This window comes from Devosia sp., from assembly GCF_036676215.1.
Classification (GTDB): domain Bacteria; phylum Pseudomonadota; class Alphaproteobacteria; order Rhizobiales; family Devosiaceae; genus Devosia.
The window spans coordinates 40085-62218 of sequence record NZ_JAKFDJ010000224.1 but is presented as its reverse complement, the minus strand read 5'-3'; the positions used below and the strand labels follow the sequence as shown (position 1 = coordinate 62218).

The following is a 22134-nucleotide window of genomic DNA, read 5'->3' as shown; positions in this document are numbered from 1 at the left end:
CCCGACGGCGAACGGGGCTGGGGTCAGCGGCTCTGGACGACGATCTGGGCTACGGCTGTCACCAGCTTCATCGCCGGGACTGCGACGCTGCTGTTCTCGGCCTATCATTTCCAGCAGACGGCGCCGCTCGGGGTGGTGGGCAATGTGCTGGTGCTGCCGGTGGTGAGCATGATCATCATGCCCTTCGCTGTGCTGTCGGTGCTGGCCATGCCGTTCGGCATCGAGGGACCGTTTGTCGCCGTCATGGGCTGGGGCATCGACCGCATGGTGGCTGGCGCCGAGCTGGTGGCCGGCTGGAGCGAAGGCTGGACCGGTAACCCGCTGCTTACTGGTGTGGCGCTGATCGTGGGCCTGCTGGCGCTGGCCTGGTTCGCCTCCATCAACAGCTGGTGGCGGCTGGCGGGGCCGGCCGTTGCGCTGCCGCTGATCCTGCTGGTGGGGCTGGATGATAGGCCCGACCTGCTTGTCGCCGATACGACGCAGGCGGTCGTGCTGCGGACTGAGGCCGGCATGGGCCTGGTCAGCGGGCAACCGGGTAGCTTTGCCGTCGATGTGTGGGGCGAGCACTATCAGGAGACGATAGCGGCCGGCGTGCCCGGTTCACGCTGCGATGGCCTGGGCTGCATCGCCGAAACACCGCGCTTTTCGGTGGCCGTGATCCGCAATGCGGCGGCCTTCGCCGAGGATTGCGGCTGGCACGAGCTGATCATCGCCCGGATACGTGTGCCGACGAGTTGCGTGGGCGGGCAGGTGATCGATGCCGGTGCGCTGGCGGCGGGTGGCGTGCATTGGCTGCGCTGGAACGAGGGGGCGGCGCGGTTCGAGGTCCGCACCGCCATCCCCAATCTCACGCGCCCGTGGCGAGTCGCGCCACCGTGACGCCAGCCGCGGGCATGTCGGCAGACCCCAGCACATAGCCCGCTTCATCCTTGGCCGGCGTCAGCGTTGCCGGGCCGGCGGCATAGTTCACATAGATGCGGAAGCCGTTGCGGGTGCGGCAGCGTACGCCGGCGGGCAGGGTCAGGGTGGGCAGATCGGCTTCGGCGATCAGGTAGTCCACGACGCGCTGCACCAGTGACCTGGTGCCGCTGGCGCCCAGATAGAAGAGCTTGCCCTGCGAGACCAGCACCGGCCAGCCATCGACATCCTCGATGATCACATTGGCCTTGGTCTCGAGGCGCTCGCGCCAGTGATGGATGGCGCCGCTGCCTTTGACCTCGATTTCGAGTGACGGATCGATGCTGTCGATGCGAGTGACCTTAACGTCGAGCAGATTGCTCGGCAGGTCAGGCGCCAGCCCTGGCGGAATGGAGAAGTCCTGTGTCTTGGAGCCGGAACGCGGACCGATCAACAGATAACCTTCGAAGTCGGTCATGGCGGTGCGCAGATCGTCGTTCCAGGCGAAGAGCGCCGGAATGGCGACGATATCGTAGCCGGCAAAGCTGTTGGTGCTGGGCGGCAGGACGTCGATATCGACGCCATGCTTGCGGAAGGCGGCGTAGAGCGCCCGGACATGGGCGCCATGGCTGAAGCCCTTGGCCTGTGGCTGGATCTCCCATGCCCATTCGCTCTGATAGTCGAAAACGATGGCGACGCGGCCCTTGGTTGCCGTGCCATCAAGGCCGACAGCCTTTAGCTCCTCGGCCACCTGAATGGCCTCGTGATAGGCCGGCGCGGGCTCGCTATCGGGCCGCAACAGGCCCGCATGCATCTGTTCCTGCGCGAAGGGCGCCTGGCGCCAGCGGAAATAGGTCACCACCTCGGCGCCGTGGGCAAAGGCTTCCCAGGCCCAGAGGCGGGCCATGCCCGGCAGGGGATCGGGGTTGAACTGCGCCCAGTTCACCGGACCGGGCTGCTGCTCCATGATCCACCAGCGGCCGTGGCCGACGGCACGATAGAGATCGTGATGGAAGGCGGCATTGTCCGGGTCGCCCTGGCGCATATAGAGGCGCTTGATCTCTTCAGGCTCGCCGCTGACGGCGAGGTGTCCAAGGGGGTAGCTATCCCAACTGGCAATATCGAGTGTTTCGGCCACGTCATAATGGTCGAACTCGGTATAGCGGCTCATGAAGTTGTGGATGACCGGGAGGTCGGGCCGCACAGCCTTGAGGATGTCGAACTGCACCTTGTTGAAGGCGGCCACCTGATCGGAGGCATAGCGACGGAAGTCGAGATCGTGCGCCGGCGCCGCGTCACAGACCAGCAGGTTGGGCAGCTCGACCTGCTCGAAGCGATTGTATTCCATGGACCAGAAGACATTGCCCCAGGCCTGGTTCAACGCATCGGCCGTGCCGTATTTCTTGGTCAGCCAGCGCTGGAAGCCTTCCTGGGCCGCAGGCGAATAGGAATAGGTGGTGCCGTGGCAGCCATACTCGTTGTCGGTCTGCCAGGCGCCGAGCGCGGGGTGGTTGCCCACGGCATCGGCCAAGAGGCGGGTGATGCGCGCCGCTTCCTCGCGGTAGCCGAGATGGCTGAAATCATAGTGACGGCGGGAGCCAAAACCCTTACGACGGCCCTGCGCATCGACCGCGAGCATGTCGGGATGCTTGTCGATCATCCAGCGCGGCGGGGTGGCGGTGGGCGTGCCGAAGACGACCTTGAGGCCGTGCCGGCCCAGTACGTCCATCGCCCGGATGATCCAGTCGAAGGTGAGGTTGCCGGGCGTGGGCTCGAGCCTCGACCAGGCGAATTCGCCGATGCGCACCCATGCAATGCCGACCTCGGCCATGCGGGCCGCGTCGCGATCCCACCAGTCCTCGGGCCAGTGTTCGGGATAGTAGCAAACGCCGAGGGCGGGGGTAGTCATGGCAAATATCTCAGAGTGTGATGGTCGCTTCGGGCAGGCCGGGCACGTCGAGGTCGATGACAAAGAGGCCGCCGGCGACTTTTTCGGCGGCAAGCTGCTCGGCGCTCAGGTTCTTGCTGGCGGTGGTGATGAACATGGTTTTCAGGTCCGGCCCGCCAAAGGCGGGGCAGGTGACCTGGCTCACTGGGACCTCGACGATGCGGTCGATGGAGCCGTCCGGCGCATGGCGGACCACGCAGGAGCCGCCCCATTTGGCGTTCCAGAGATAACCCTGGCTGTCGACCACGGCGCCATCGGGATAGCCGCGCCCATCGGAGACATCGGCGAACAGCGTCCATTCGCCAATCGGCAGGCCGGTCGCCGGGTCGGTTTCGACCCGCATGATCTTCTTGGTTGGAGTATCGGTCCAGTAAGCAATGCGGCCGTCGGGGGAGAAGCAGGTGGCGTTGGGGATGGCGATGCCTGATTTGAGCGTCGTCAGCGTGCCGGCGCGGTAGTGATAGACTGAGCCAATCGGTGCCTCGGCCGAACCGCGATCCATGGTGCCGATCCAGAACGCGCCGGACGGGTGGACGCGGCTGTCATTGGTGCGCGTCGCTGCATTGTCGGCTTCGATCTCGTTGATGCGGTTCATGCCGCCGGTCGACAGATCGAATTGCTTGAGGCCGGTATCGGTGGCGAGGACCAGCGTCTGGTCGTCAACGATAGCGGCGGCGGCAACGGTCTCGTTGAACAGCCAGCTGTCGACAATCTCGCCAGCGGCGGTCACTGCGAACAGGGTCTGTTCGTTGATGTCGAAAAAGAACAGCTGCTGTCGTCCGGCGTGCCAGATCGGGCCTTCGCCCAGCGCGCATTGGCTGTCGAGCAGAAGGCGGGCCGTGTGAGTCATTGGGCTTTTCCCGCGTCATAGGCGGCAACGGCCGTTGCTGCGCGCTCGGCGACCTGCGCGGCGTCCATGCCGGGCTTGTAGATATAGGTGCCTAGGCCAAAGCCGGTGCAGCCGGCGGCGAAATACTCGCCGAAATTGTCGGGATTGGCGCCACCCACGGCATAGACAGGCAGTTCGGGCGGCAGCACGGCCTTCATGGCCTTGATGCCCTTGGGGCCAAGCACTTCGGCCGGGAAGAATTTGAGCCCCGTCGCCCCGGCCTTGATGGCCCGGAAAGCGTCGGTGGGGGTGAACACGCCAGGATAGGACAGGAGCTGGATGCGCACTGTCTCCTCGATGACCGCCTTGTTGGTGTCGGGCGAGACAATGAAGGTGCCGCCGGCGTCAGCCACGGCCCAAACCTGCTTCTTGGTGAGCACCGTGCCGGCGCCGATGGCCGCGTCATCGCCCAAGGCGTTGGAGGCCAGCGCAATGCTGGTCAGCGCGTCGGGCGAATTGAGCGGCACTTCGATCATGGTGATGCCGGCCGCAATCAGGGCCTGGCAGACATGGATGGTCTCTGACGGCGTGATGCCGCGGAGGATGGCGATGAGGTGACGATGGTCCATCGATATGAACTCCAATTAGGCGGCAAAGCTGCGCGCGGCCTTGAGGCCGGCCAGCACGACTTCGGTGGCATCCCTGGACTCGCCCTTGGCACCGGCCATGTCCAGCACCCTGGCATAGAGCGCGCAGAGCGCCGGCGAGCCGATCAGCGGCACGGATTGGGAGCCGATCAAGTGACGGTTGCTGCCGATCTCGGTGCCGATCAGCAGCCCCGAAAGATATCCCGCGCACCAATCGGGCTGGCGGTCCGAGAGGAGCGAACTGGCGCGGACCTGGAACAGCGTGCCCAGCAATTGTTCGGGATGTTCGAGACCGGCTGCGGCGCCGAGGTCGAAACCTACAGCACGAGCGGGGCCGTCGAGATCGCCGACGAGGGAATGGCGCAGCACGGAATGGGTGCGCAGTACCTCGAACAATTCGCCGGTCATGGCCGTCGAGAAGCGCTCGATTCGCGTGCCGGAGAGTTGGGCCCATTTGGAATGCGTGCCCGGCATGCAGACCATGCCGGAAAATCCTGGCATCAACGCCGCGAGGCCGAGCAACTGGGTTTCTTCCCCGCGCATCACATTGTCGGCGCCCGCCTTCTGGCAAACGCCGGGCAGGATGGCCGGCACGATAGGGCTATCGACCATGAGTGGCCGCACGGCCCCCTCGCTCAGGCCACGCAGATCGGCGGGGGCCTCGAGATAGGGTGCCTCCATCCAGCCCTGGCGCGCGCCAGCCATGCCGCAGATCAGCACGTCGAGCTGGCCGTTTCGGGCAGGGGGCACGCCTTCGAGCAGTTCGGACAGGGCGCCCGGGAATTCCTCACGGGTGAGCTTGCCCATGCCTTTGGGCGAGGTTTTCTCGAACACCACCGATCCATCGGCGGCAATGCCCCAGGCGCGGAGGTTGGACGTCCCCCAATCCACGGCAACCCAGTCTATGATTTCAGTCACGAATTTTCCTCAACCGCGGCAGTCTCGTCGCGGCGCGACCCTAATGGCTGACAATGGTTTCAGCCAGCCCGATTCTCCGCTTCTGGCGGCGCTGCAGCACATCCCCAATCTGTGCGGCCGGTCCCCTCGTTTGGTAAGATTTTCGGAGCCTTGGGAAATATCGCCTGCAGTGATTTTGCCGCGCGGCCCATTTGTATGATTTTTTCTGCGGAATCGCATTCACTCTGGCAAAAGCCATGCTAGAACCACTCCAAACGCTGGCGCGTCCATACGCAAGCGGACTTAAGAGGAAGATGAGATGACGGCAGGAAACGGCGGTTCAGCGCCCAAGAAATTGCGCTCGCGCGCCTGGTTCGACAATCCCGACAACCCGGACATGACGGCGCTCTATCTCGAGCGCTACATGAATTTCGGTGTGTCGCGCGAAGAGCTGCAGTCCGACAAGCCGATCATCGGCATTGCCCAGACCGGCTCCGATCTCAGCCCATGCAACCGCCACCACATCGTGCTGGCCGAGCGCGTGCGCGAAGGCATCCGCGAAGCGGGCGGCATCGCCATCGAATTCCCGGTGCATCCGATCCAGGAAACCGGCAAGCGCCCGACAGCGGGCCTTGACCGCAACCTGGCCTATCTGGGCCTCGTGGAAGTGCTCTACGGCTATCCGCTGGACGGCGTGGTGCTGACCATCGGTTGTGACAAGACCACCCCGGCCATGCTGATGGGGGCGGCGACCGTCAATATTCCCGCTATCGCGCTATCGGTCGGCCCCATGCTCAATGGCTGGCACAAGGGCGAGCGCACCGGCTCGGGCACCATTGTATGGAAGGCGCGCCAGATGATGGCGGCGGGCGAGATCGACTATGCCCAGTTCATCGAACTGGTGGCATCGTCGGCGCCCTCGACCGGCTATTGCAACACCATGGGCACGGCCACCACGATGAACTCGCTGGCCGAGTCGCTGGGTATGCAGTTGCCGGGCTCGGCGGCCATCCCGGCGCCCTACCGCGACCGCCAGGAAATGGCCTATCGCACCGGCAAGCGCATCGTCGACATGGTGCATGAGGACCTCAAGCCCTCCGATATCCTGACCAAGGACAATTTCATCAACACCATCGTGGTCAATTCGGCCATTGGTGGCTCGACCAACGCGCCGATCCACATCCAGGCCATTGCCAAGCATATCGGAGTCGAGCTGGAACTGCAGGATTTCCAGACCTATGGCCACAAGGTGCCACTGCTGGTGAACCTGCAGCCGGCCGGCGAATATCTGGGCGAGGACTACTATCATGCGGGCGGCGTGCCTGCGGTGGTCAACGAGCTGATGACGCAGGGCCTGATCCGCGAGAATGCGCCCACCGTCAATGGCAAGACCATTGGCGAGAATTGCCGCAACACGACGATCCAGGACGACAAGGTCATCCGTCACTTCGACAATCCGCTCAAGACCGAAGCTGGCTTCCTGGTGCTGCGCGGCAATCTCTTTGACAATGCCATCATGAAGACCAGCGTGATCTCGTCCGAGTTCCGCGATCGCTACCTCAACAATCCGGAGCATCCGGGCATGTTCGAGGGCAAGGCGGTGGTGTTCGATGGGCCGGAGGATTACCACCACCGGATCGACGATCCGTCGCTCGAGATCGACGAGAACACGCTGCTGTTCATGCGCGGCGCCGGGCCGATCGGCTATCCGGGCGCGGCCGAAGTCGTCAACATGCGGCCGCCCAACTACCTGATCAAGAAGGGCATCCATGCCCTGGCTTGTATCGGCGATGGCCGCCAATCGGGCACATCGGGTTCGCCCTCGATCCTCAATGCATCGCCGGAAGCGGCGGCGGGCGGCAATCTTGCCATTCTGCAGACGGGCGACCGGGTACGGATCGATCTCAACCAGGGTCAGGCCAATATCCTGATTTCGGACGCGGAAATTGCTCAGCGCCGGGCCGATCTGGAAGCCTCTGGCGGGTACAAGTTCCCCAAACACCAGACGCCGTGGCAGGAAATCCAGCGCGGTCTGGTCGGCCAGCTCGGCGATGGTGCCATCCTCAAGCCGGCCGAGAAATACCAGCGTATCGCCCAGACCAACGGCATACCGCGCGACAATCACTGATCGTCGCAGCAAGACAAAAGGGACCGCAGCCGGTGGTCCCTTCTGTTGCGCTTTGGTGGCTGGCTCAACCAACTACCCAGCAGACAAAGAAAAGGCCACCGCGTTTTCAACATCGCGGTGGCCTTAGCCCGAGCGGCGCCGAAGCGCGCTCGCTATGGTCTAGCGCAGCCTAGAGCAGCGTCAGGTTGGTCGCCGATTCCTTGCCGTCACGGCCGGTCTCGAGCTCATAGGTCACCTTGTCGTTCTCATAGAGGCCCTGCAGGCCCGAACGCTGAACGGCGGAGATGTGGACGAAGGCATCCTTGCCGCCATTTTCAGGCGAAATGAAGCCGAAGCCCTTGGTGGTGTTGAAGAATTTTACGGTGCCGGTGATTACGGACATGATAGTTTCCTTTTGCTCGTAGCATCAGCGAACGAGCGGTTATCCAATGGCAACATGCCAAAGGGACATAACGTTCGCATGGTAGAGAAGGAAGCCACGGTCCGGCGAACCGGCATTAGGCAGCCGACTTAGGCTGAAAACGTATGCCCCTATGTGGCATGGAACCGCGCTACCTGCAAGGTCCCGACACTATCGGTTGCGAAATTCCGATTGTGACGCAAGAAAAACAACAAGAAAACCAATGCTCTGGGGCAGGATGCGAGCAACGCGGCCGCGCTCATCGACCCGCCGGAAGCGGTTCGGCGCCCAATGTTCATGTACGATTTGCCAACCCGGAAACCCAGAACAGTCGTGCCGCGGCCCTCGCCCCGGCACGTCTCCCGCCAACGCTCGCCAGCCAGTAGAGGCAGCGGCCCCTGGCGCAGTCGCCCCTCAGCTAGTATTTGCGGAGCAGACCGACCAGGCGGCCCTGAACCTTGACACGATCGGGAGGGAAGATGCGGGTCTCATAGGCCGGGTTGGCCGCTTCCAGCGCTACGGTATTACCCTTGCGGCGCAGACGCTTGAGGGTTGCTTCCTCATCGTCAACGAGAGCCACGATGATCTCGCCCGTCGACGCCTGGTCCTGCTTGCGGATCAGTACGGTGTCGCCGTCAAAGATGCCAGCCTCGATCATGGAGTCGCCGCGCACTTCGAGCGCAAAATGCTCGCCGGCGCCCAGCATTTCGGGGGGGACCATGATGGTGTGCGAATGGGTCTGGATGGCCTCGATGGGCGTACCGGCCGCGATGCGGCCCATGACGGGAATGGAAATCGGCCGCGCATAATCCTCGGCTGCTGACATACGCGAGGGGGGAGAACCGACCTTGCCGAGACTGCCCTCGATGACGGACGGCTCGAAGCGCGCCTTGCGGCCGCCGAGCGAGGGATTCATGGAGTCGGGCAGCTTTACCACTTCGAGCGCACGGGCCCGATTGGGCAGGCGGCGAATGAAGCCGCGCTCCTCAAGCGCCGTAATCAGCCGGTGAATGCCCGATTTGGACGCCAGGTCGAGCGCATCCTTCATCTCATCGAAGGATGGCGGGATGCCGCTTTCCTTCATCCGCTCATGGATGAACATCAGCAGCTCGTGTTGTTTGCGCGTCAGCATGGGCCCCTCGGGGAGTGAATCAGAACATAGGCAGAACGACTATAGGTGTTCCAGTTATGTTCCGCAATATGCTTTGCGAATATCAGTCCTTGATGCGCTCTCGACTGTCAGAAGGCATCGAGCGGAATGGCTCGGACAATGGTGCCGGGTGGTTGGCCGGGGTCGAATTCGGGCTGGACGATCAACATGTCGGCGCGCGCCAGCGATGAGGTGTGGCCGCTGTCGGTCTGGGAGATCGGCAGCAGCGCAGGTCCGGCGGGCGTGTGCAGCAATTGCGCCCGCATGAAGTGGCGGCGCGCCGTATTGGGTGGGGTCGGGCCCGCCAGCGGCAACCGCCATGGCGCCGGTTCTGGATATCCCAGCCACGCCCGCAGGGCTGGCCGAATGAACACCATGGCAGTGACCATGGCCGATACCGGATTGCCGGGCAGGCCGAAGATCAGCGTCTTGCCGCGCGTGCCGAACATCAGGGGCTTGCCGGGGCGCATGTTGATCTTCCAGAAATCCAGTGTCACGCCGAGTTCAAGCAGGATGTCCTGGACGATGTCGTGGTCGCCGACGCTGGCGCCGCCGGTGGTGATGAGGATGTCCGGCTCAGCAGCGAAGACGTCGTCAAGCGCGCGGCGCAACAGCGCCGGGTTGTCGCGGGCAATGCCGTGATCGGCGACTGTTTCGGAATAAGGCGCCAGCATTGGCCGCAGCCCGAAGCTGTTTGACGCTACGATCTGATCCGGTCCAAGCGGGGATCCGGGCAATACAAGCTCGTCGCCAGTGGCGAGCAGGGCAATGCGGGGGCGTTTGGCGACGTTGAGCGTGGCCGCGTTGGCCGCGGCGGCGACCGCCAGCTGCATTGGCGCCAGGCGGACGCCGGCATCGACGAGATGCTGACCCGTGGCAAAGTCATTACCCAAGGGGCGCACGCTATGGCCCCGTCGCGCCGGGGCGGTGAAGGAGACAAAGCTTCCCTCGACCGTGGCCTCTTCCTGCATGATGACCGTATCGGCGCCTTCGGGCACGGGCGCCCCGGTGAAGATGCGGACGGCCTCTCCCGGCCCCAGCGTACCGGCAAATCCGGCGCCGGCCTGGGACGTGCCGACCACCGGCAGGCGGTGACCATCCACGATATCGGCGGCGCGAATGGCGTAGCCATCCATGGCGCTGGAATTGAATGGCGGCTGATCGTGCGTGGCGACCACCGGCTCAAGCAGCACGCGCCCGGCGGCCTCGGCCAGGGGCACGGTCTCGGCGATGGGCGCCGGCACCCGCTTGAGGATCGCGGCGATCGCGTCATCGACCGGGAGCAGGCTCATGGCCGGGAAAAGTCGCCGGACTTTCCGCCGGATTTTTCCAGCAGGCAGATATCGGTGATGGTCATGGCGCGGTCGATGGCCTTGGCCATGTCGTAAAGCGTCAGCGCGGCCGTCGAGGCCGCGACGAGGGCTTCCATCTCGACGCCCGTTTGCCCGGTGGTTTCGGCGGTGGCGCGGATGAGGATCGCCTCGGAGCCGTCAGCCTCGATCTCTATGCTGACCTTGGTGAGCGGAATGGGATGGCAAAGCGGGATGAGGTCGGAGGTCTTCTTGGCGGCCATGATGCCGGCAATGCGCGCAACCGCCAATGCATCGCCCTTTTTCAGCCCACCGGCCATGATGGTGGCAATGGTCTCGGCCTGGGCAACAATCCTGGCCTGCGCGACGGCCCGGCGCCTAGTCACCGCCTTGTCGCCGATATTGACGATATGGGCCTCGCCCCGCTCGTTGAGGTGGGTGAGGCCCTTCGCCATCAGCGAACGGCCTGCGGGGCGCCCATCAGCAGAGCCCGTGTTGCGGCTGCGACGTCGTCCTGGCGCATCAGGCTTTCGCCGACGAGGAAGGTGCCGATGCCGGCTTCGCTGTCGAGCTTGAGGATGTGCTCGTGGTTGAGAATACCGCTCTCGCTGACCAACAGCGTGCCCGCCGGCACGCCTACGGCGAGGTTGATCGAGGTCTCGAGCGTTGTCTCGAAAGTGCGCAGATTGCGGTTGTTGATGCCGATGAATTCGGCGCCCAACGCCAGTGCGCGGTCGAGTTCGAGCTGGTCGTGCACTTCGACCAGCGCATCCATCTTCCACTCCGCGGCAGCATCGAGCAGGTAGCGCGCTACGTCGTCGCCGACCGCGGCGAGGATGATGAGAATGCAATCGGCGCCCCAGGCGCGGGATTCGGCGACCTGATAGGTCTCGAACAGGAAGTCCTTGCGCAGCACTGGCAGTCGCGTGGCGGCGCGCGCTTCGATCAGATAGCTGGGTGAGCCTTGGAAGCTGGGGCGATCGGTCAGCACCGAGAGACAGGCCGCGCCAGCCGTTTCATAAGAGCGGGCAATTTCGGACGGATTGAAATCGGCGCGGATCAGGCCCTTGGAGGGGCTGGCCTTCTTCACCTCGGCGATCAGGGCATAGTGCCCCTGAGCCCGCTTGGCCTTGATGGCCTTGATGAAGCCACGCGGCGCGGGCTGGTCGTGCGCCTGCGCCACCACCTCGGCCCAGGGCCGCATGGCTTTGGCAGCGGCGATTTCTTCGCGCTTATAGGCTTCGATCTGCTGGAGAATGTCGCTCATTGGTCTCGTCCGTTCGATACCGCCACGAGGCGGGCGAGTGTTTGTTTGGCTTTGCCTGAATCAATGGCGTCGCGCGCGAGGGCAATGCCGGTGTCTATCGTATCGACCCGGTCCGCCACCAGGAGCGCCGCGGCGCTGTTGAGCAGGACAATATCACGGTAGGCGCCGGCGGCGCCATCGAGCAGGGCGGTCATGGCGCGCGCATTGTCGGCCGGATCGCCGCCGCGCAGGTCGTCGAGCGTGGCGCGGGGAAGGCCGAATTGCTCCGGCGTGATTTCGAATGTGGTCAGGCTGCCGCCCTCGATCTGGGCAACATGCGTTGGGCCGGTCGTGGTGATTTCGTCCAGGCCATCGCTGCCATGGACGACCCAGGCCTTGATGGCGCGGTTGGCAAGAAGTGCGGCCGCAACGGGCTCTACCCATTGCTCGTCATAGACGCCCAGCAGGTAGCGTCGCACCCCAGCCGGGTTCGATTGGGGGCCCAGCAGGTTGAACAGCGTACGCGTGCCCATCTCGGCACGCGAGGGACCGACATGCTTCATCGCCGGATGATGACTTGGCGCGAACATGAAGCCGATGCCGGCCTTGTCGATCGAGGCGCCGATTTCGGCTGGGCTGAGGTCGAGCTTGACGCCGAGGGCTTCCAGCACCTGCGACGCGCCCGATTTTGATGACAGTGCCCGGTTGCCATGCTTGGCTACGGGAACGCCGGTCGAAGCAACCACGATGGCGCTGGCGGTAGATATGTTGAGCGTGCCGGCGCCGTCGCCACCAGTACCGACGATGTCCATGGCATGTTCCGGCGCCACCACGGGGATCATCTGCTCGCGCAGGATTGACACCGCCGCGGCGATCTCGACCACGGTTTCTCCCTTGACGCGCATACCCATCAGGAAGGCGCCGATCTGGCTCGGGGTGGCCTCGCCGGCCATGATGATGCGCATGACGCCGCGCATTTCCTCGCCGGTCAGGTCCTTGCGGTCGGCGATCTTGTTGAGGGCGGCCTTGATATCCATCACGCGGCTTTCTTCTGGTTGAAGTCGCGGGCCAGGTTCAGGAAGTTCTGCAGCAGCGCATGGCCGTTTTCGCTGGCGATACTCTCTGGGTGGAACTGCACGCCGTGCACGGGTAGCGATCTGTGCTGCATTCCCATGATCAGGCCGTCGTCGGTGGTGGCGGTCACTTCCAGCGCTTCGGGCAGGGTGTCCTGCTTGACGATCAGCGAATGATAGCGCGTCGCCTCGAAGTCGTTGTTGAGACCGCGGAACAGGCCCTTGCCGGTATGGTGGATCTTGCTGGTCTTGCCATGGACCAGGTGCGGCGCGCGGATCACGTCGCCACCCATGGCCTGGCCGATGGCCTGGTGGCCCAGGCATACGCCGAGGATCGGTATCTCGGTCTTGAAGCGGTCGATCAGCGCCAGGCAGATGCCGGCTTCGTTAGGTGTGCAGGGGCCGGGAGACAGCACGATGGCCTCGGGCGCCATGGCGGCGATCTGGTCGAGGGTGATCTTGTCATTGCGGTGCACGGTGATATCGGCGCCCAGCTCGCCCAGGAAATGGACGAGGTTGTAGGTAAAGCTGTCGTAGTTATCGATGACGAGAGTGCGGGTCATTTGGCTCGGTCCTCAGCGGGTTGTTTCTAGCCACCGGGTCATTCCCGCGAAAGCGGGAACCCCTGTTTCAGAACCAGCCCCGCCATCGCAAAACGGAGGTCCCCGCCTTCGCGGGGATGACACCGTTGGTGTAGAAAGTAAGTGTCATTGCCCGATCCTCGCTTCGCCAGCATAGCGTAGCGCTTCCTCGGCGGCGCTGAAAAGGGCGCGGGCCTTGTTTTCGCATTCGAGCTGTTCCAGCTCCGGCTTGGAGTCAGCGACAATGCCGGCGCCGGACTGCACATAGAGCTTGCCGTCCTTGAGGATGGCGGTGCGCAGCACGATGCAGGTGTCCATGGTGCCGTCGGCGCCGAAATAGCCCACGCAGCCGCCATAGATGCCGCGCCGGGACTTTTCGAGCTCGTCGATAATCTCCATGGCCCGCACCTTGGGCGCACCGGAAACCGTGCCTGCAGGGAAGCCGGCTGAGAGGGCGTCGACGAAGTCGTATTTTGGATCGAGCTGTCCCACGACATTGGAAACGATGTGCATGACGTGGGAATAGTATTCGAGGAAGAACTTGTCCGTCACCTTGACCGTGCCAGTCTTGGCGACGCGGCCGACATCGTTGCGGCCCAGATCGAGCAGCATCAGGTGCTCGGCCAGCTCCTTGGGGTCGGACAGCAGCTCGGCCGCCAGTTCCTGGTCCCGCGTCGGCGTCGAACCGCGCTTACGGGTGCCGGCGATGGGGCGGATGGTGACTTCGCCATCCTGCACGCGCACCAGGATTTCCGGGCTCGATCCGGCCACGGCGAAGCCGCCGAAATCGAGGAAATACATATAGGGGCTGGGATTGGTCCGGCGCAGCGCGCGATAGAGCGCGGTGGGTGGCAATGTGAAATCGGCTTCGAAGCGCTGGCTCAGCACCACCTGGAAGATATCGCCGGCGGCGATGTAGTCCTTGGCCTTTGCGACCATGCCGAAGAACTCGTCCCTGGACGTGTTGCTCTTGACGGCGATGCTCTCGAGATCAGGAAGGGCAGGGGTGGTCGGCATAGCGCGGCCCAGCCGTCCGATCGCATCGTCAATGCGCGCTTCGGCGGCTTCATAGGCTTGCCGCGCCGAGACGCCGGCACGGATATAGACCGGCGCCGTCAGATAGAGCTCATCTTTCAGCGTGTCGAAGATGGCCAGCAGCGAGGGCCGCATCAGCATGGCTTCAGGCGTCTGCAAATGGTCCGGATTGCTGTCGGGCAGCACTTCCATATAGCGGACCATTTCGTAGCCGAGATAACCATAGACGCCCGCTGACTGCGGCGGCAGGCCGGCGGGCACGTCGATCTTGCTGTCGGCGACCAGATGGCGCAGCGCGTCGAGCGGCAGGCCGGGCAGGGGCACGAAACTGGCGTCGTCGATCTGCGCCGAGCGATTGATCGCCGCCGAGCCGGCCTCGACCTTGAGAATCACGTCGGGCTGCGTGCCGATGATGGAATAGCGCCCCCGCACCGCCGCATCCTGCACCGACTCCAGCAGGAAGGTGTTCTTGCGGCCCTCGGCGAGCTTCAGGTAGGTGCCGATCGGCGTTTCCAGGTCCGCCACGATGCGACGCCAGACGATCTGCGACTTTCCAGCATCATATTGATCTTGGAAGCGCTGATAGAAGTCGTCGTCCATCGTTGTGGTGTCCAGGTTGGAGTTAGTCCGGCCGGTGGATTACTGGCCGGTATTGAGCGCCAGCGCCTGGCTGAGCGCCTGCTGGTTGATGCGCAGGCCGGCATCGTCGCGCACCGCGCTGACGAAGTCGCCATAGAGACCGATGCGCGCCTCGTTCTCGAGGCTGGCATTGGCCGCCTCTTCCAGCTGGCCCGTCGCCGGGGTCAGGTCCGTCACCTCGAAGACGATGAACTCGCCGCCCTGGCTGACAGCCGAGCCGTGATGGGTCTCGTCGCCGGCAAAGGCCGCCGACGCCACCGCGCCATCAATAGTGCCGTCTTCCGAGCCAAAGCGCGTGAAGGGCGCGCTGATCTGCGGGAACACATTGTAGGACGCGGCGATGTCGGCCAGCGCTTCGCCATTGTCGAGGCGGGCAACGGCGTCGGCCTGTGCGGCCAGGATGGCGTTGTTGGTGCGTTCGGCGGTGAGAGCCTGGGCGACGGCGTCGCGGACTTCGTCCAGCGTCTGGTCGCGAGCCGGCTCGATAGCCGTGAGGTCGAACCACAGATTGCCGTTACCGGCGAGCGGGATGGCGGCGGTCAGTGCGCCTTCCGCAGCCTTGAAAATCGCCTGGGTGACGCGCGGGCTGTCTTCTGCAGCGAGATCGGGAATGACAGTCAGTTCGGCGCCACTGGCCGTGACGTCGGCCTCATAGAGGTCGAGACCGAAGCGCTCGGCGATCTCGGTCAGCGGGCGGAAGGCGGCGCGCAGTTCCTCGATCTGGTCCTGCACGTCGCCGAGTTCATTGCGGGCCTCGGCCAGCGCCAGGGTCTGGGCGAGCTGCTCGCGGACGTCGTCCAGCGCTGGAACGCCACCGGCTTCGATAGCAACGACATGTACGGCCCGTTTGCCGGCGACGCCGTCGATCAGGACAAAACCGCCCTGCTGCAGCCCGAAGGCGGCACTGGCGAGGTTGGCATCGGTGATATCGGCCTGCGCCAGCGTGCCCAGGTCTGTTGGCGTGACGCCCGCCTCGGCGACCAGCGCCGCGAAGGGCGTGCCGGCGGCGAGGCCTGCTTCGAATGCCGTGACCTGCTCCTCATTCAGCACGACCTGCTGAATGGTGCGGCGTTCGGCCCTAGTCAAATTGGCCTTGGTGCGCTCGTATTCGGCGGCAACGGCCTCTTCGGAAATCGTCTTGCTCGCCGCAAGCTCGGCTGCGGAGAGCCGCAGCATCTGCACATTGCGGGTTTCGACAGTGCGGAATTCAGCCTGGTGCTCAGCGAGATAGGCGGCGAGCTCGTCTTCAGTCGGTTCGGCTGGGGTTTCGATATTGGTCTCACCCAGCGCGAAGTAGTCGATGGTTCGCTGATCGGCGAAATAGCGATTGATCAGGTTCGATGCCGTTTCGGGTAGCTTGGTGTCGCCGAAGAGACTCAGGATCAACTGCTGGCGCCGCGCCGCGTCGCTCTGGTCCTCGAAATACTCGGCCTCGGTCAGGCCGCTCGCCTGCAACACCTGGTTGAAGTTTTCCGGCGTGAAGGTGCCCAGCGCGTTCTGGAACGAGGGGTCGGCGCGCAACATGTCGCTCAGTTTCTGTTCCGAGACCCCAAGGCCAAAGCCTGTGGCCAGCTGGTCCAGCGCCGCGTCCTGCGCCAGGTCCTGCAGCACCATGGAAGGAATGCCCAGGTTCACAGCTTCCTCTGCTGTCGGGAAGGAGCCGAGCTGCTGGGCAACCTCGTTCATCTGGTTCTGATAGGCGCGCAAGAACGCGCGGGAGTTTATCTCCTCATCGCCTACGCGTGCCACGGTATTGGTGCCGAGATCCGTGATAACGTTGTTGATGCCAAAGCCTGCCACGCCTACCAGAAGAAAGGCGCCCATGACCTTGCCGGGCCAGGATTTTGCAAAAACACGCAAACTATCGAGCATTTGAGACGTTCCAGTCGGGCAACACCAGGCTTTACCGCAGCAGCGGGAGCGCACTAGTAATCCAATTTGACAGCCGGGGTTAGGGCAAACCTTGCCACGGTGCAAGAGGCAGCAGGAGCAAAGAGTGACAACGACAACAACGCCGCTGATCGCAGGTAACTGGAAAATGAACGGCTTGAGGGCGTCGCTGGAGGAACTTACAGCGCTGGCAAGCATGCTCACGACCGGCGAGGCGCCGCGTGCCGTCGTGGTGATCTGCCCCCCGGCCACTATCGTTGCCGCCGTCGCACGTCAGGGCGCCAGCGCCGGAATTCTGGCGGGCGGGCAGGATTGCCACGCCGCTGGGTCCGGCGCACATACCGGCGACATCGCGGCCGGCATGCTGGCCGACGCCGGCGCCCAATATGTCATTGTGGGTCATTCGGAGCGTCGCGCGGCCTATGCTGAAACCGACGATCAGGTGCGTGCCAAGGCCGAGGCCGCCATCGGTGCGGGTCTCAAGCCGATCATCTGCGTGGGTGAAACCGAGGCCGAGCGTGACGCCGGGAATGCCGAAGCGGTGGTTGCAGGGCAGCTTGCCGGATCGATCCCCGATGCGGCCGAGCAGCATGAGGTGATCGTCGCCTATGAACCCATCTGGGCCATTGGCACCGGCCGCACGCCGAGCAATGACGACATTGCACAGATGCATGCTTCGATCCGCCGTCAGCTGACCGACCGCTTCGGGGAGAGAGGCGCTGGCGTCCGTATTCTCTATGGCGGCTCGCTCAAGCCGCAGAATGCGCGCGAGATTCTACAGGTGGAAAACGTCAATGGCGGTCTGGTTGGCGGCGCCAGCCTCTTGGCAAAGGACTTCTACACCATTATCTCAGCCGTATAGCGCATCATGAATGCCTGGAGGCTGGCCGGAAATTCCGCCCGGCCTCTGGCATTTGCGGCGCGGGGCGTGTAAGACGCCGCATCTTTTGACAGACCAATAGACTGAGACAGAATGGCAAACGTCCTGATTGTCGCCTATTTGCTGATCGTCCTGGCGCTGATCGCGGTAATCCTGCTGCAGCGCTCGGAGGGCGGCGCGCTGGGCATTGGCGGTGGCGGCGGCGGCGGCGGCTTCATGACCGCGCGCGGCTCGGCCAATCTGCTCACCCGCACCACGGCGATTCTGGCCACCCTGTTCTTTGCCACCGCGATAGGGCTGACCATTCTCTCTGAACTGGATCGCACCACGTCCGGCATTCTCGACCGGGCGACGACCACCGAGGACGGTGCGGCACCGTCCAGCGTGCTCGATGCGCTCAATTCGCTGCAGAGCGGCACTCCGTCCGATCTGCCGGTTCCCGTAACCGACCCGGTTGCGCCTGCCGGCACCGATCCGGTGACCGAGGACGCTGCGCCGGCGCCCGCAACCACGACTCCAGACGCGACGAGCGATCTGCCGGTCCCCGAGACTCCGGCGGCGACGCCGACCGAGGAACCGGCCGCTCCGGCGACCAACTGACCGCCGCAAGGCGCGACCAAAGAGGGGGATGGAAACATCCCCTTCTTCTTTTTTGTGTGGAGGCGTTCGCGGCCTCTACGAATCGACGTTGATGTGATTAAGGTGAACGCCCATGGCTCGGTACGTATTCATCACCGGAGGCGTGGTCTCCTCATTGGGTAAAGGTCTTGCATCCGCGGCGCTCGGCGCCGTGCTGCAAGCGCGCGGCTACAAGGTCCGCCTGAGGAAGCTCGACCCCTATCTCAACATCGATCCGGGCACCATGTCGCCCACCCAGCATGGCGAAGTGTTCGTCACCGATGACGGCGCCGAGACCGATCTCGACCTGGGCCACTACGAACGCTTCACCGGCCGCGCCGCCAACAAGCGCGACAACATCACCACCGGCCGCATCTATTCCGATATCCTCGCCAAGGAGCGGAAGGGCGAATATCTAGGCGCCACCGTTCAGGTCATCCCGCACGTCACCGACGCCATCAAGAATTTCGTCGTCGAAGGCAATGACGAGTTCGATTTCGTGCTGGTCGAAGTGGGCGGCACGGTCGGCGATATCGAAGGCCTGCCGTTTTTCGAAGCCATCCGACAGCTCGGCAATGATCTGCCGCGCGGCGACACTTGCTACCTGCATCTGACGCTGATGCCCTACATTCCCAGCGCCGGCGAGCTCAAGACCAAGCCGACGCAGCACTCGGTGCGCGAACTGCGTTCCATCGGCATCGCGCCGGATGTGCTGCTGGTGCGCTGCGACCGCCCGATCCCGGATGGCGAAAAGAAAAAGCTCAGCCTGTTCTGCAACGTGCGCGAAAGCGCCGTTATCCAGGGCCTCGATGTTGGCTCGATCTATGATGTGCCGCTGGCCTATCACAAGGAAGGCCTCGATCGCGAAATCCTGGCCGCCTTCGGCATTACCGATGCGCCCATGCCAGATCTGTCGGCCTGGGAGGAAGTGTCCGCTCGCCTCCACAACCCCGAAGGCGAGGTCAATATCGCCATCGTGGGCAAATATACCGGCCTCAAGGACGCCTATAAGTCCCTGAGCGAAGCGCTGACCCATGGCGGAATCGCCAACAAGGTCAAGGTCAACCTGCAGTGGATCGATTCGGAAGTCTTCGAGCGCGACGATCCGGCGCCCTATCTCGAGCATGTCCACGGCATTCTGGTGCCCGGCGGCTTCGGCGAGCGCGGTTCGGCCGGCAAGATCGAGGCGGCCCGCTTCGCCCGCATCAAGGATGTGCCCTATTTCGGCATCTGCTTTGGCATGCAGATGGCCTGCGTCGAGGCCGCTCGCAACACGGCCGGCATCAAGAATGCCTCATCCACCGAGTTCGGCCCCACCAAGGAGCCGATCGTGGGCATGATGACCGAGTGGGTGAAGGGCAACGACACCGAAAAGCGGGCGAGCGAGGGTGACCTCGGCGGCACGATGCGGCTCGGTGCCTACCCGGCCCAGCTGACGCGCGGTTCCCGCGTTGCCGACATTTACGGCTCCACCCGCATTTCCGAGCGCCATCGTCACCGCTATGAGGTGAACATGGATTATCGCAAGCTGCTGGAAAAGAATGGCCTGCTGTTCTCCGGCGTCTCGCCCGACGGCAAGCTGCCCGAAATTGTCGAGCGCACGGACCATCCGTGGTTCATCGGCGTGCAGTTCCACCCCGAACTCAAGTCCAAGCCGTTCGAGCCGCATCCGCTGTTCGCCAGCTTCATCGCGGCAGCGATGGAACAGAGCCGGCTCGTCTGATGGAAATCCGCACGGAGCGCCTGTTGCTCCGGCCTCCGCATATGGATGATCTCGACGCCATGTTCGAGATCATGGGCAACCCCACTGCCATGCGCTACTGGTCGACGCTGCCGCATGCCAGCCGAGACGTGACCCGGCCATGGCTCGAACGGATGATTGCCCGCAATGCTGTAGGCGGCGAGGATTTCCTGATCGAGCATGAAGGCCGTGTCATTGGGGACGTCGGGGCGGGGCGGCTGCCCGATTTCGGTTTCATCATCCATCCCGACTATTGGGGTCGGGGCTTTGCCAGTGAGGCTGCCGCCGCGGCCATCGCCCATATCTTTGCCCATACCGATGTTGACCGGCTCGATGCGGATGTCGATCCGCGCAATGCAGCCTCGCTGGCGGTGTTGGGCAAGCTGGGCTTTGTCGAGACCGGCCGCGCCGAACGCACTTTCCTGCTCGGCGATGAATGGTGCGACAGTGTCTATCTCGCGCTGGCCCGGCGGGCCTGAGCTTCCATCCGGGCCGGCGCCTCTGTTAGGCTGCCACGAGCCCCCAGGAATCGCCATGGCCGAGATCATCAACCTCAAGACTGTTCGCAAGCAGAAGGCCCGCGCCGACAAGGAAGCGCAGGCGGCGCAGAACCGTGTCCTGTTTGGTCGCAGCAAGGCCGAGAAGCTGAAGCAGGCGAGCGAGAAGGCGCTGGCCGACAAGCATATCGCCGGTCACAAGAAGGACGAGCAGGAACCCCAATGAGCAAGGTTGTCGTCATAGGAGCCACCGGCCATATTGGCACCTATCTGGTTCCCCGTCTCGTTATGGCCGGCCATGCCGTCACCGCCATCAGCCGCGGCGTCGCCAAGCCCTATCAGCAAAGCCCCGTCTGGCGGCATGTGAAGACCGTGGTGCTGGACCGCAAAGCAGAGGAAGCCCGCGGCCAGTTCGGCAGCGCCATCGCAGCGCTGGAGGCAGACGTCGTCGTCGATCTCATCTGCTTCACCCAGACCAGCAATACCCAGCTTGTGGAGGCCCTGCAGGGGCGCCTCAGCCAGTTCATCCATATCGGCACTATCTGGACCCATGGCACCGCATCGGAAGTGCCGACCCCGGAATCGGCCACCAAATATCCATTCGGCGAGTACGGCGTCGCCAAGGCGGCAATCGAGGCTGACCTGCTGGCCCGCGCGCACCGTGACGGACTGCCGGTGACCATCGTCCATCCCGGGCACATTGTCGGCCCCGGCTGGGCGCCGCTCAATCCGGCCGGCCATTTCAACCCGGCCGTCTTCACCTCAATCGCCCGTGGCGACACGTTGGCGCTCCCCAATTTTGGCCTCGAAACGGTCCACCACGTCCATGCCGACGATGTGGCGCAGATGATCATCCGCGCCATGGACAATCGCTCAGCTGCCATTGGCGAGAGCTTCCATGCCGTTTCCCCCGCCGCGCTGACCTTGCGTGGCTATGCCGAGGCGATGTTCCGCTGGTTTGGCCACCAGCCACAGCTGAGCTTTGCCGGTTTCGACGACTGGGCCCGATCGCAGGATCCGGACGAGGCCAGGGCAAGCTGGGAGCACATCATGCGCTCGCCCAATTGCTCCATCGACAAGGCGCGGCGCCTGCTCGGCTACGCGCCGCGCTATACTTCGCTCGAAGCAGTGCAGGAGGCGGTGACCTGGCTCATCGGCAATGGCCAGGTGCAGCCGCCCGGCTGATGGCTACCAGTTGACCTGACAGACACCGCCATGTGGTTTGAACTGCATGCTCTCCGCCGTGTACTGAAATATCTCCAGCTTCACCCCGTTGGGATCATTGGTCCATGCCTGCCATGTGCCATCCACGCCGAGCTTCTTGTCGGTGATCGCCACATCCTGGCTGCGCACATGGGCCAGCAGGCCATCGAGGTCTTCGGTCTCGAGGCAGATGTGGTTGATCTGGTTGGTTTCGGCAAAGCTCGAATCTGCCTTGCGGAACACTTCCACGAAGGTCCGCGCCCCGAAATCCAGATAGTAGCCGATCCGCTCCTCGCCCCGCATGAAGGTGAATGCCGTCGGGATGCCCAGCACGTCGCGATAGAAGGTCTCGGTCTGATCGAGATCGCGGGCAAAGATGCAGGTATGGGCGACCTGTTTGATGAACGGCTTGGGCATCGCGACTTCTCCGGGCGCATTAGCGCTAATACGGGTTAGCCGTAACCCGATCTCATCGCGCCCGCAAGTTGCCGCAGGCGGACGGCTCCCGTGTTGCCGGCTGCTCGC

22 protein-coding genes are annotated in these 22134 nt (G+C 63.8%); 8 read left to right on the top strand and 14 right to left on the bottom strand.

Annotation, left to right across the window (positions count from 1 at the left end):
- Positions 1–879 (top strand): ComEC/Rec2 family competence protein (locus tag V6M52_RS19025; RefSeq protein ID WP_332702540.1); only part of this gene is annotated, 879 nt, incomplete at its 5' end.
- Here the strand turns inward: V6M52_RS19025 and V6M52_RS19020 are convergent.
- The 4 genes from V6M52_RS19020 to V6M52_RS19005 are packed head-to-tail and all read right to left on the bottom strand — an operon-like array spanning position 848 to position 5239.
- Positions 848–2806 (bottom strand): beta-galactosidase, encoded by a 1959-nt coding sequence (locus tag V6M52_RS19020; RefSeq protein ID WP_332702538.1) that lies wholly within the window; start codon positions 2804–2806, stop codon positions 848–850. The genes V6M52_RS19025 and V6M52_RS19020 overlap by 32 nt on opposite strands.
- Before the next feature lie 10 nt (positions 2807–2816).
- Complete coding sequence (locus V6M52_RS19015; RefSeq protein ID WP_332702536.1) at positions 2817–3695, bottom strand: SMP-30/gluconolactonase/LRE family protein; 879 nt, start codon at positions 3693–3695, stop codon at positions 2817–2819.
- The gene (locus V6M52_RS19010; protein WP_332688266.1) at positions 3692–4303 is read right to left on the bottom strand and encodes a 2-dehydro-3-deoxy-6-phosphogalactonate aldolase; all 612 of its coding nucleotides are present in this window, start codon (positions 4301–4303) and stop codon (positions 3692–3694) included. Before V6M52_RS19010 ends, V6M52_RS19015 begins: the two co-directional genes overlap by 4 nt.
- A 15-nt stretch (positions 4304–4318) precedes the next feature.
- Positions 4319–5239: a 2-dehydro-3-deoxygalactonokinase gene (locus tag V6M52_RS19005; RefSeq protein WP_332702534.1), complete on the bottom strand. Its 921-nt coding sequence runs from the start codon at positions 5237–5239 to the stop codon at positions 4319–4321.
- A 298-nt stretch (positions 5240–5537) separates the two neighbouring features.
- Between V6M52_RS19005 and V6M52_RS19000 the strand changes: the two genes are divergently transcribed.
- Positions 5538–7346, top strand: coding sequence for an IlvD/Edd family dehydratase (locus V6M52_RS19000; protein WP_332702532.1), 1809 nt, complete (start codon positions 5538–5540; stop codon positions 7344–7346).
- Positions 7347–7515: 169 nt separating this feature from the next.
- On the opposite strand, the gene V6M52_RS18995 is transcribed toward V6M52_RS19000, so the two are convergent.
- The 9 genes from V6M52_RS18995 to V6M52_RS18955 form a co-directional block, all read right to left on the bottom strand.
- Entirely contained in the window at positions 7516–7728 is a 213-nt protein-coding gene (locus V6M52_RS18995) for a cold-shock protein (protein WP_332688260.1), read from the bottom strand.
- Between the two features lie 436 nt (positions 7729–8164).
- The gene (gene lexA, locus V6M52_RS18990; RefSeq protein ID WP_332688258.1) at positions 8165–8878 is read right to left on the bottom strand and encodes a transcriptional repressor LexA; all 714 of its coding nucleotides are present in this window, start codon (positions 8876–8878) and stop codon (positions 8165–8167) included.
- Between the two features lie 107 nt (positions 8879–8985).
- Positions 8986–10188, bottom strand: coding sequence for a molybdopterin molybdotransferase MoeA (locus V6M52_RS18985; protein ID WP_332702530.1), 1203 nt, complete (start codon positions 10186–10188; stop codon positions 8986–8988).
- A complete protein-coding gene (gene moaC, locus V6M52_RS18980; RefSeq protein ID WP_332702528.1) occupies positions 10185–10661 on the bottom strand; it encodes a cyclic pyranopterin monophosphate synthase MoaC in 477 nt (158 codons plus the stop codon). The genes V6M52_RS18985 and moaC overlap by 4 nt, the downstream gene beginning before the upstream one ends.
- Positions 10661–11473 carry an indole-3-glycerol phosphate synthase TrpC gene (gene trpC, locus V6M52_RS18975; RefSeq protein ID WP_332688252.1) on the bottom strand — a complete coding sequence of 271 codons (813 nt, stop codon included), beginning with the start codon at positions 11471–11473 and terminating at the stop codon, positions 10661–10663. Before trpC ends, moaC begins: the two co-directional genes overlap by 1 nt.
- Entirely contained in the window at positions 11470–12492 is a 1023-nt protein-coding gene (gene trpD / locus V6M52_RS18970) for an anthranilate phosphoribosyltransferase (RefSeq protein ID WP_442881893.1), read from the bottom strand. The genes trpC and trpD overlap by 4 nt, the downstream gene beginning before the upstream one ends.
- Positions 12489–13088: an anthranilate synthase component II gene (locus V6M52_RS18965; RefSeq protein ID WP_332688248.1), complete on the bottom strand. Its 600-nt coding sequence runs from the start codon at positions 13086–13088 to the stop codon at positions 12489–12491. Before V6M52_RS18965 ends, trpD begins: the two co-directional genes overlap by 4 nt.
- A gap of 144 nt (positions 13089–13232) precedes the next feature.
- Positions 13233–14741: an anthranilate synthase component I gene (gene trpE, locus V6M52_RS18960; RefSeq protein ID WP_332688246.1), complete on the bottom strand. Its 1509-nt coding sequence runs from the start codon at positions 14739–14741 to the stop codon at positions 13233–13235.
- Between the two features lie 39 nt (positions 14742–14780).
- Positions 14781–16652 (bottom strand): peptidylprolyl isomerase, encoded by a 1872-nt coding sequence (locus tag V6M52_RS18955; protein ID WP_332702527.1) that lies wholly within the window; start codon positions 16650–16652, stop codon positions 14781–14783.
- A gap of 124 nt (positions 16653–16776) precedes the next feature.
- On the opposite strand from V6M52_RS18955, the gene tpiA reads away from it, so the two are divergent.
- The 6 genes from tpiA (at position 16777) to V6M52_RS18925 (ending at position 21591) form a co-directional block, all read left to right on the top strand.
- Positions 16777–17532 carry a triose-phosphate isomerase gene (tpiA, locus tag V6M52_RS18950; protein ID WP_332688242.1) on the top strand — a complete coding sequence of 252 codons (756 nt, stop codon included), beginning with the start codon at positions 16777–16779 and terminating at the stop codon, positions 17530–17532.
- Between the two features lie 111 nt (positions 17533–17643).
- Positions 17644–18150 (top strand): preprotein translocase subunit SecG, encoded by a 507-nt coding sequence (gene secG / locus V6M52_RS18945; RefSeq protein WP_332688240.1) that lies wholly within the window; start codon positions 17644–17646, stop codon positions 18148–18150.
- A gap of 112 nt (positions 18151–18262) precedes the next feature.
- Positions 18263–19891 (top strand): CTP synthase, encoded by a 1629-nt coding sequence (locus tag V6M52_RS18940; RefSeq protein WP_332702525.1) that lies wholly within the window; start codon positions 18263–18265, stop codon positions 19889–19891.
- Entirely contained in the window at positions 19891–20388 is a 498-nt protein-coding gene (locus V6M52_RS18935) for a GNAT family N-acetyltransferase (protein ID WP_332702523.1), read from the top strand. Before V6M52_RS18940 ends, V6M52_RS18935 begins: the two co-directional genes overlap by 1 nt.
- A 55-nt stretch (positions 20389–20443) precedes the next feature.
- Positions 20444–20632, top strand: coding sequence for a DUF4169 family protein (locus V6M52_RS18930; RefSeq protein ID WP_332702521.1), 189 nt, complete (start codon positions 20444–20446; stop codon positions 20630–20632).
- A complete protein-coding gene (locus V6M52_RS18925; RefSeq protein ID WP_332702520.1) occupies positions 20629–21591 on the top strand; it encodes an NAD-dependent epimerase/dehydratase family protein in 963 nt (320 codons plus the stop codon). The genes V6M52_RS18930 and V6M52_RS18925 overlap by 4 nt, the downstream gene beginning before the upstream one ends.
- A gap of 3 nt (positions 21592–21594) precedes the next feature.
- Here V6M52_RS18925 and V6M52_RS18920 read toward each other — a convergent pair whose 3' ends face one another.
- A complete protein-coding gene (locus tag V6M52_RS18920; protein WP_332702518.1) occupies positions 21595–22026 on the bottom strand; it encodes a VOC family protein in 432 nt (143 codons plus the stop codon).
- Positions 22027–22134: the final 108 nt, after the last annotated feature.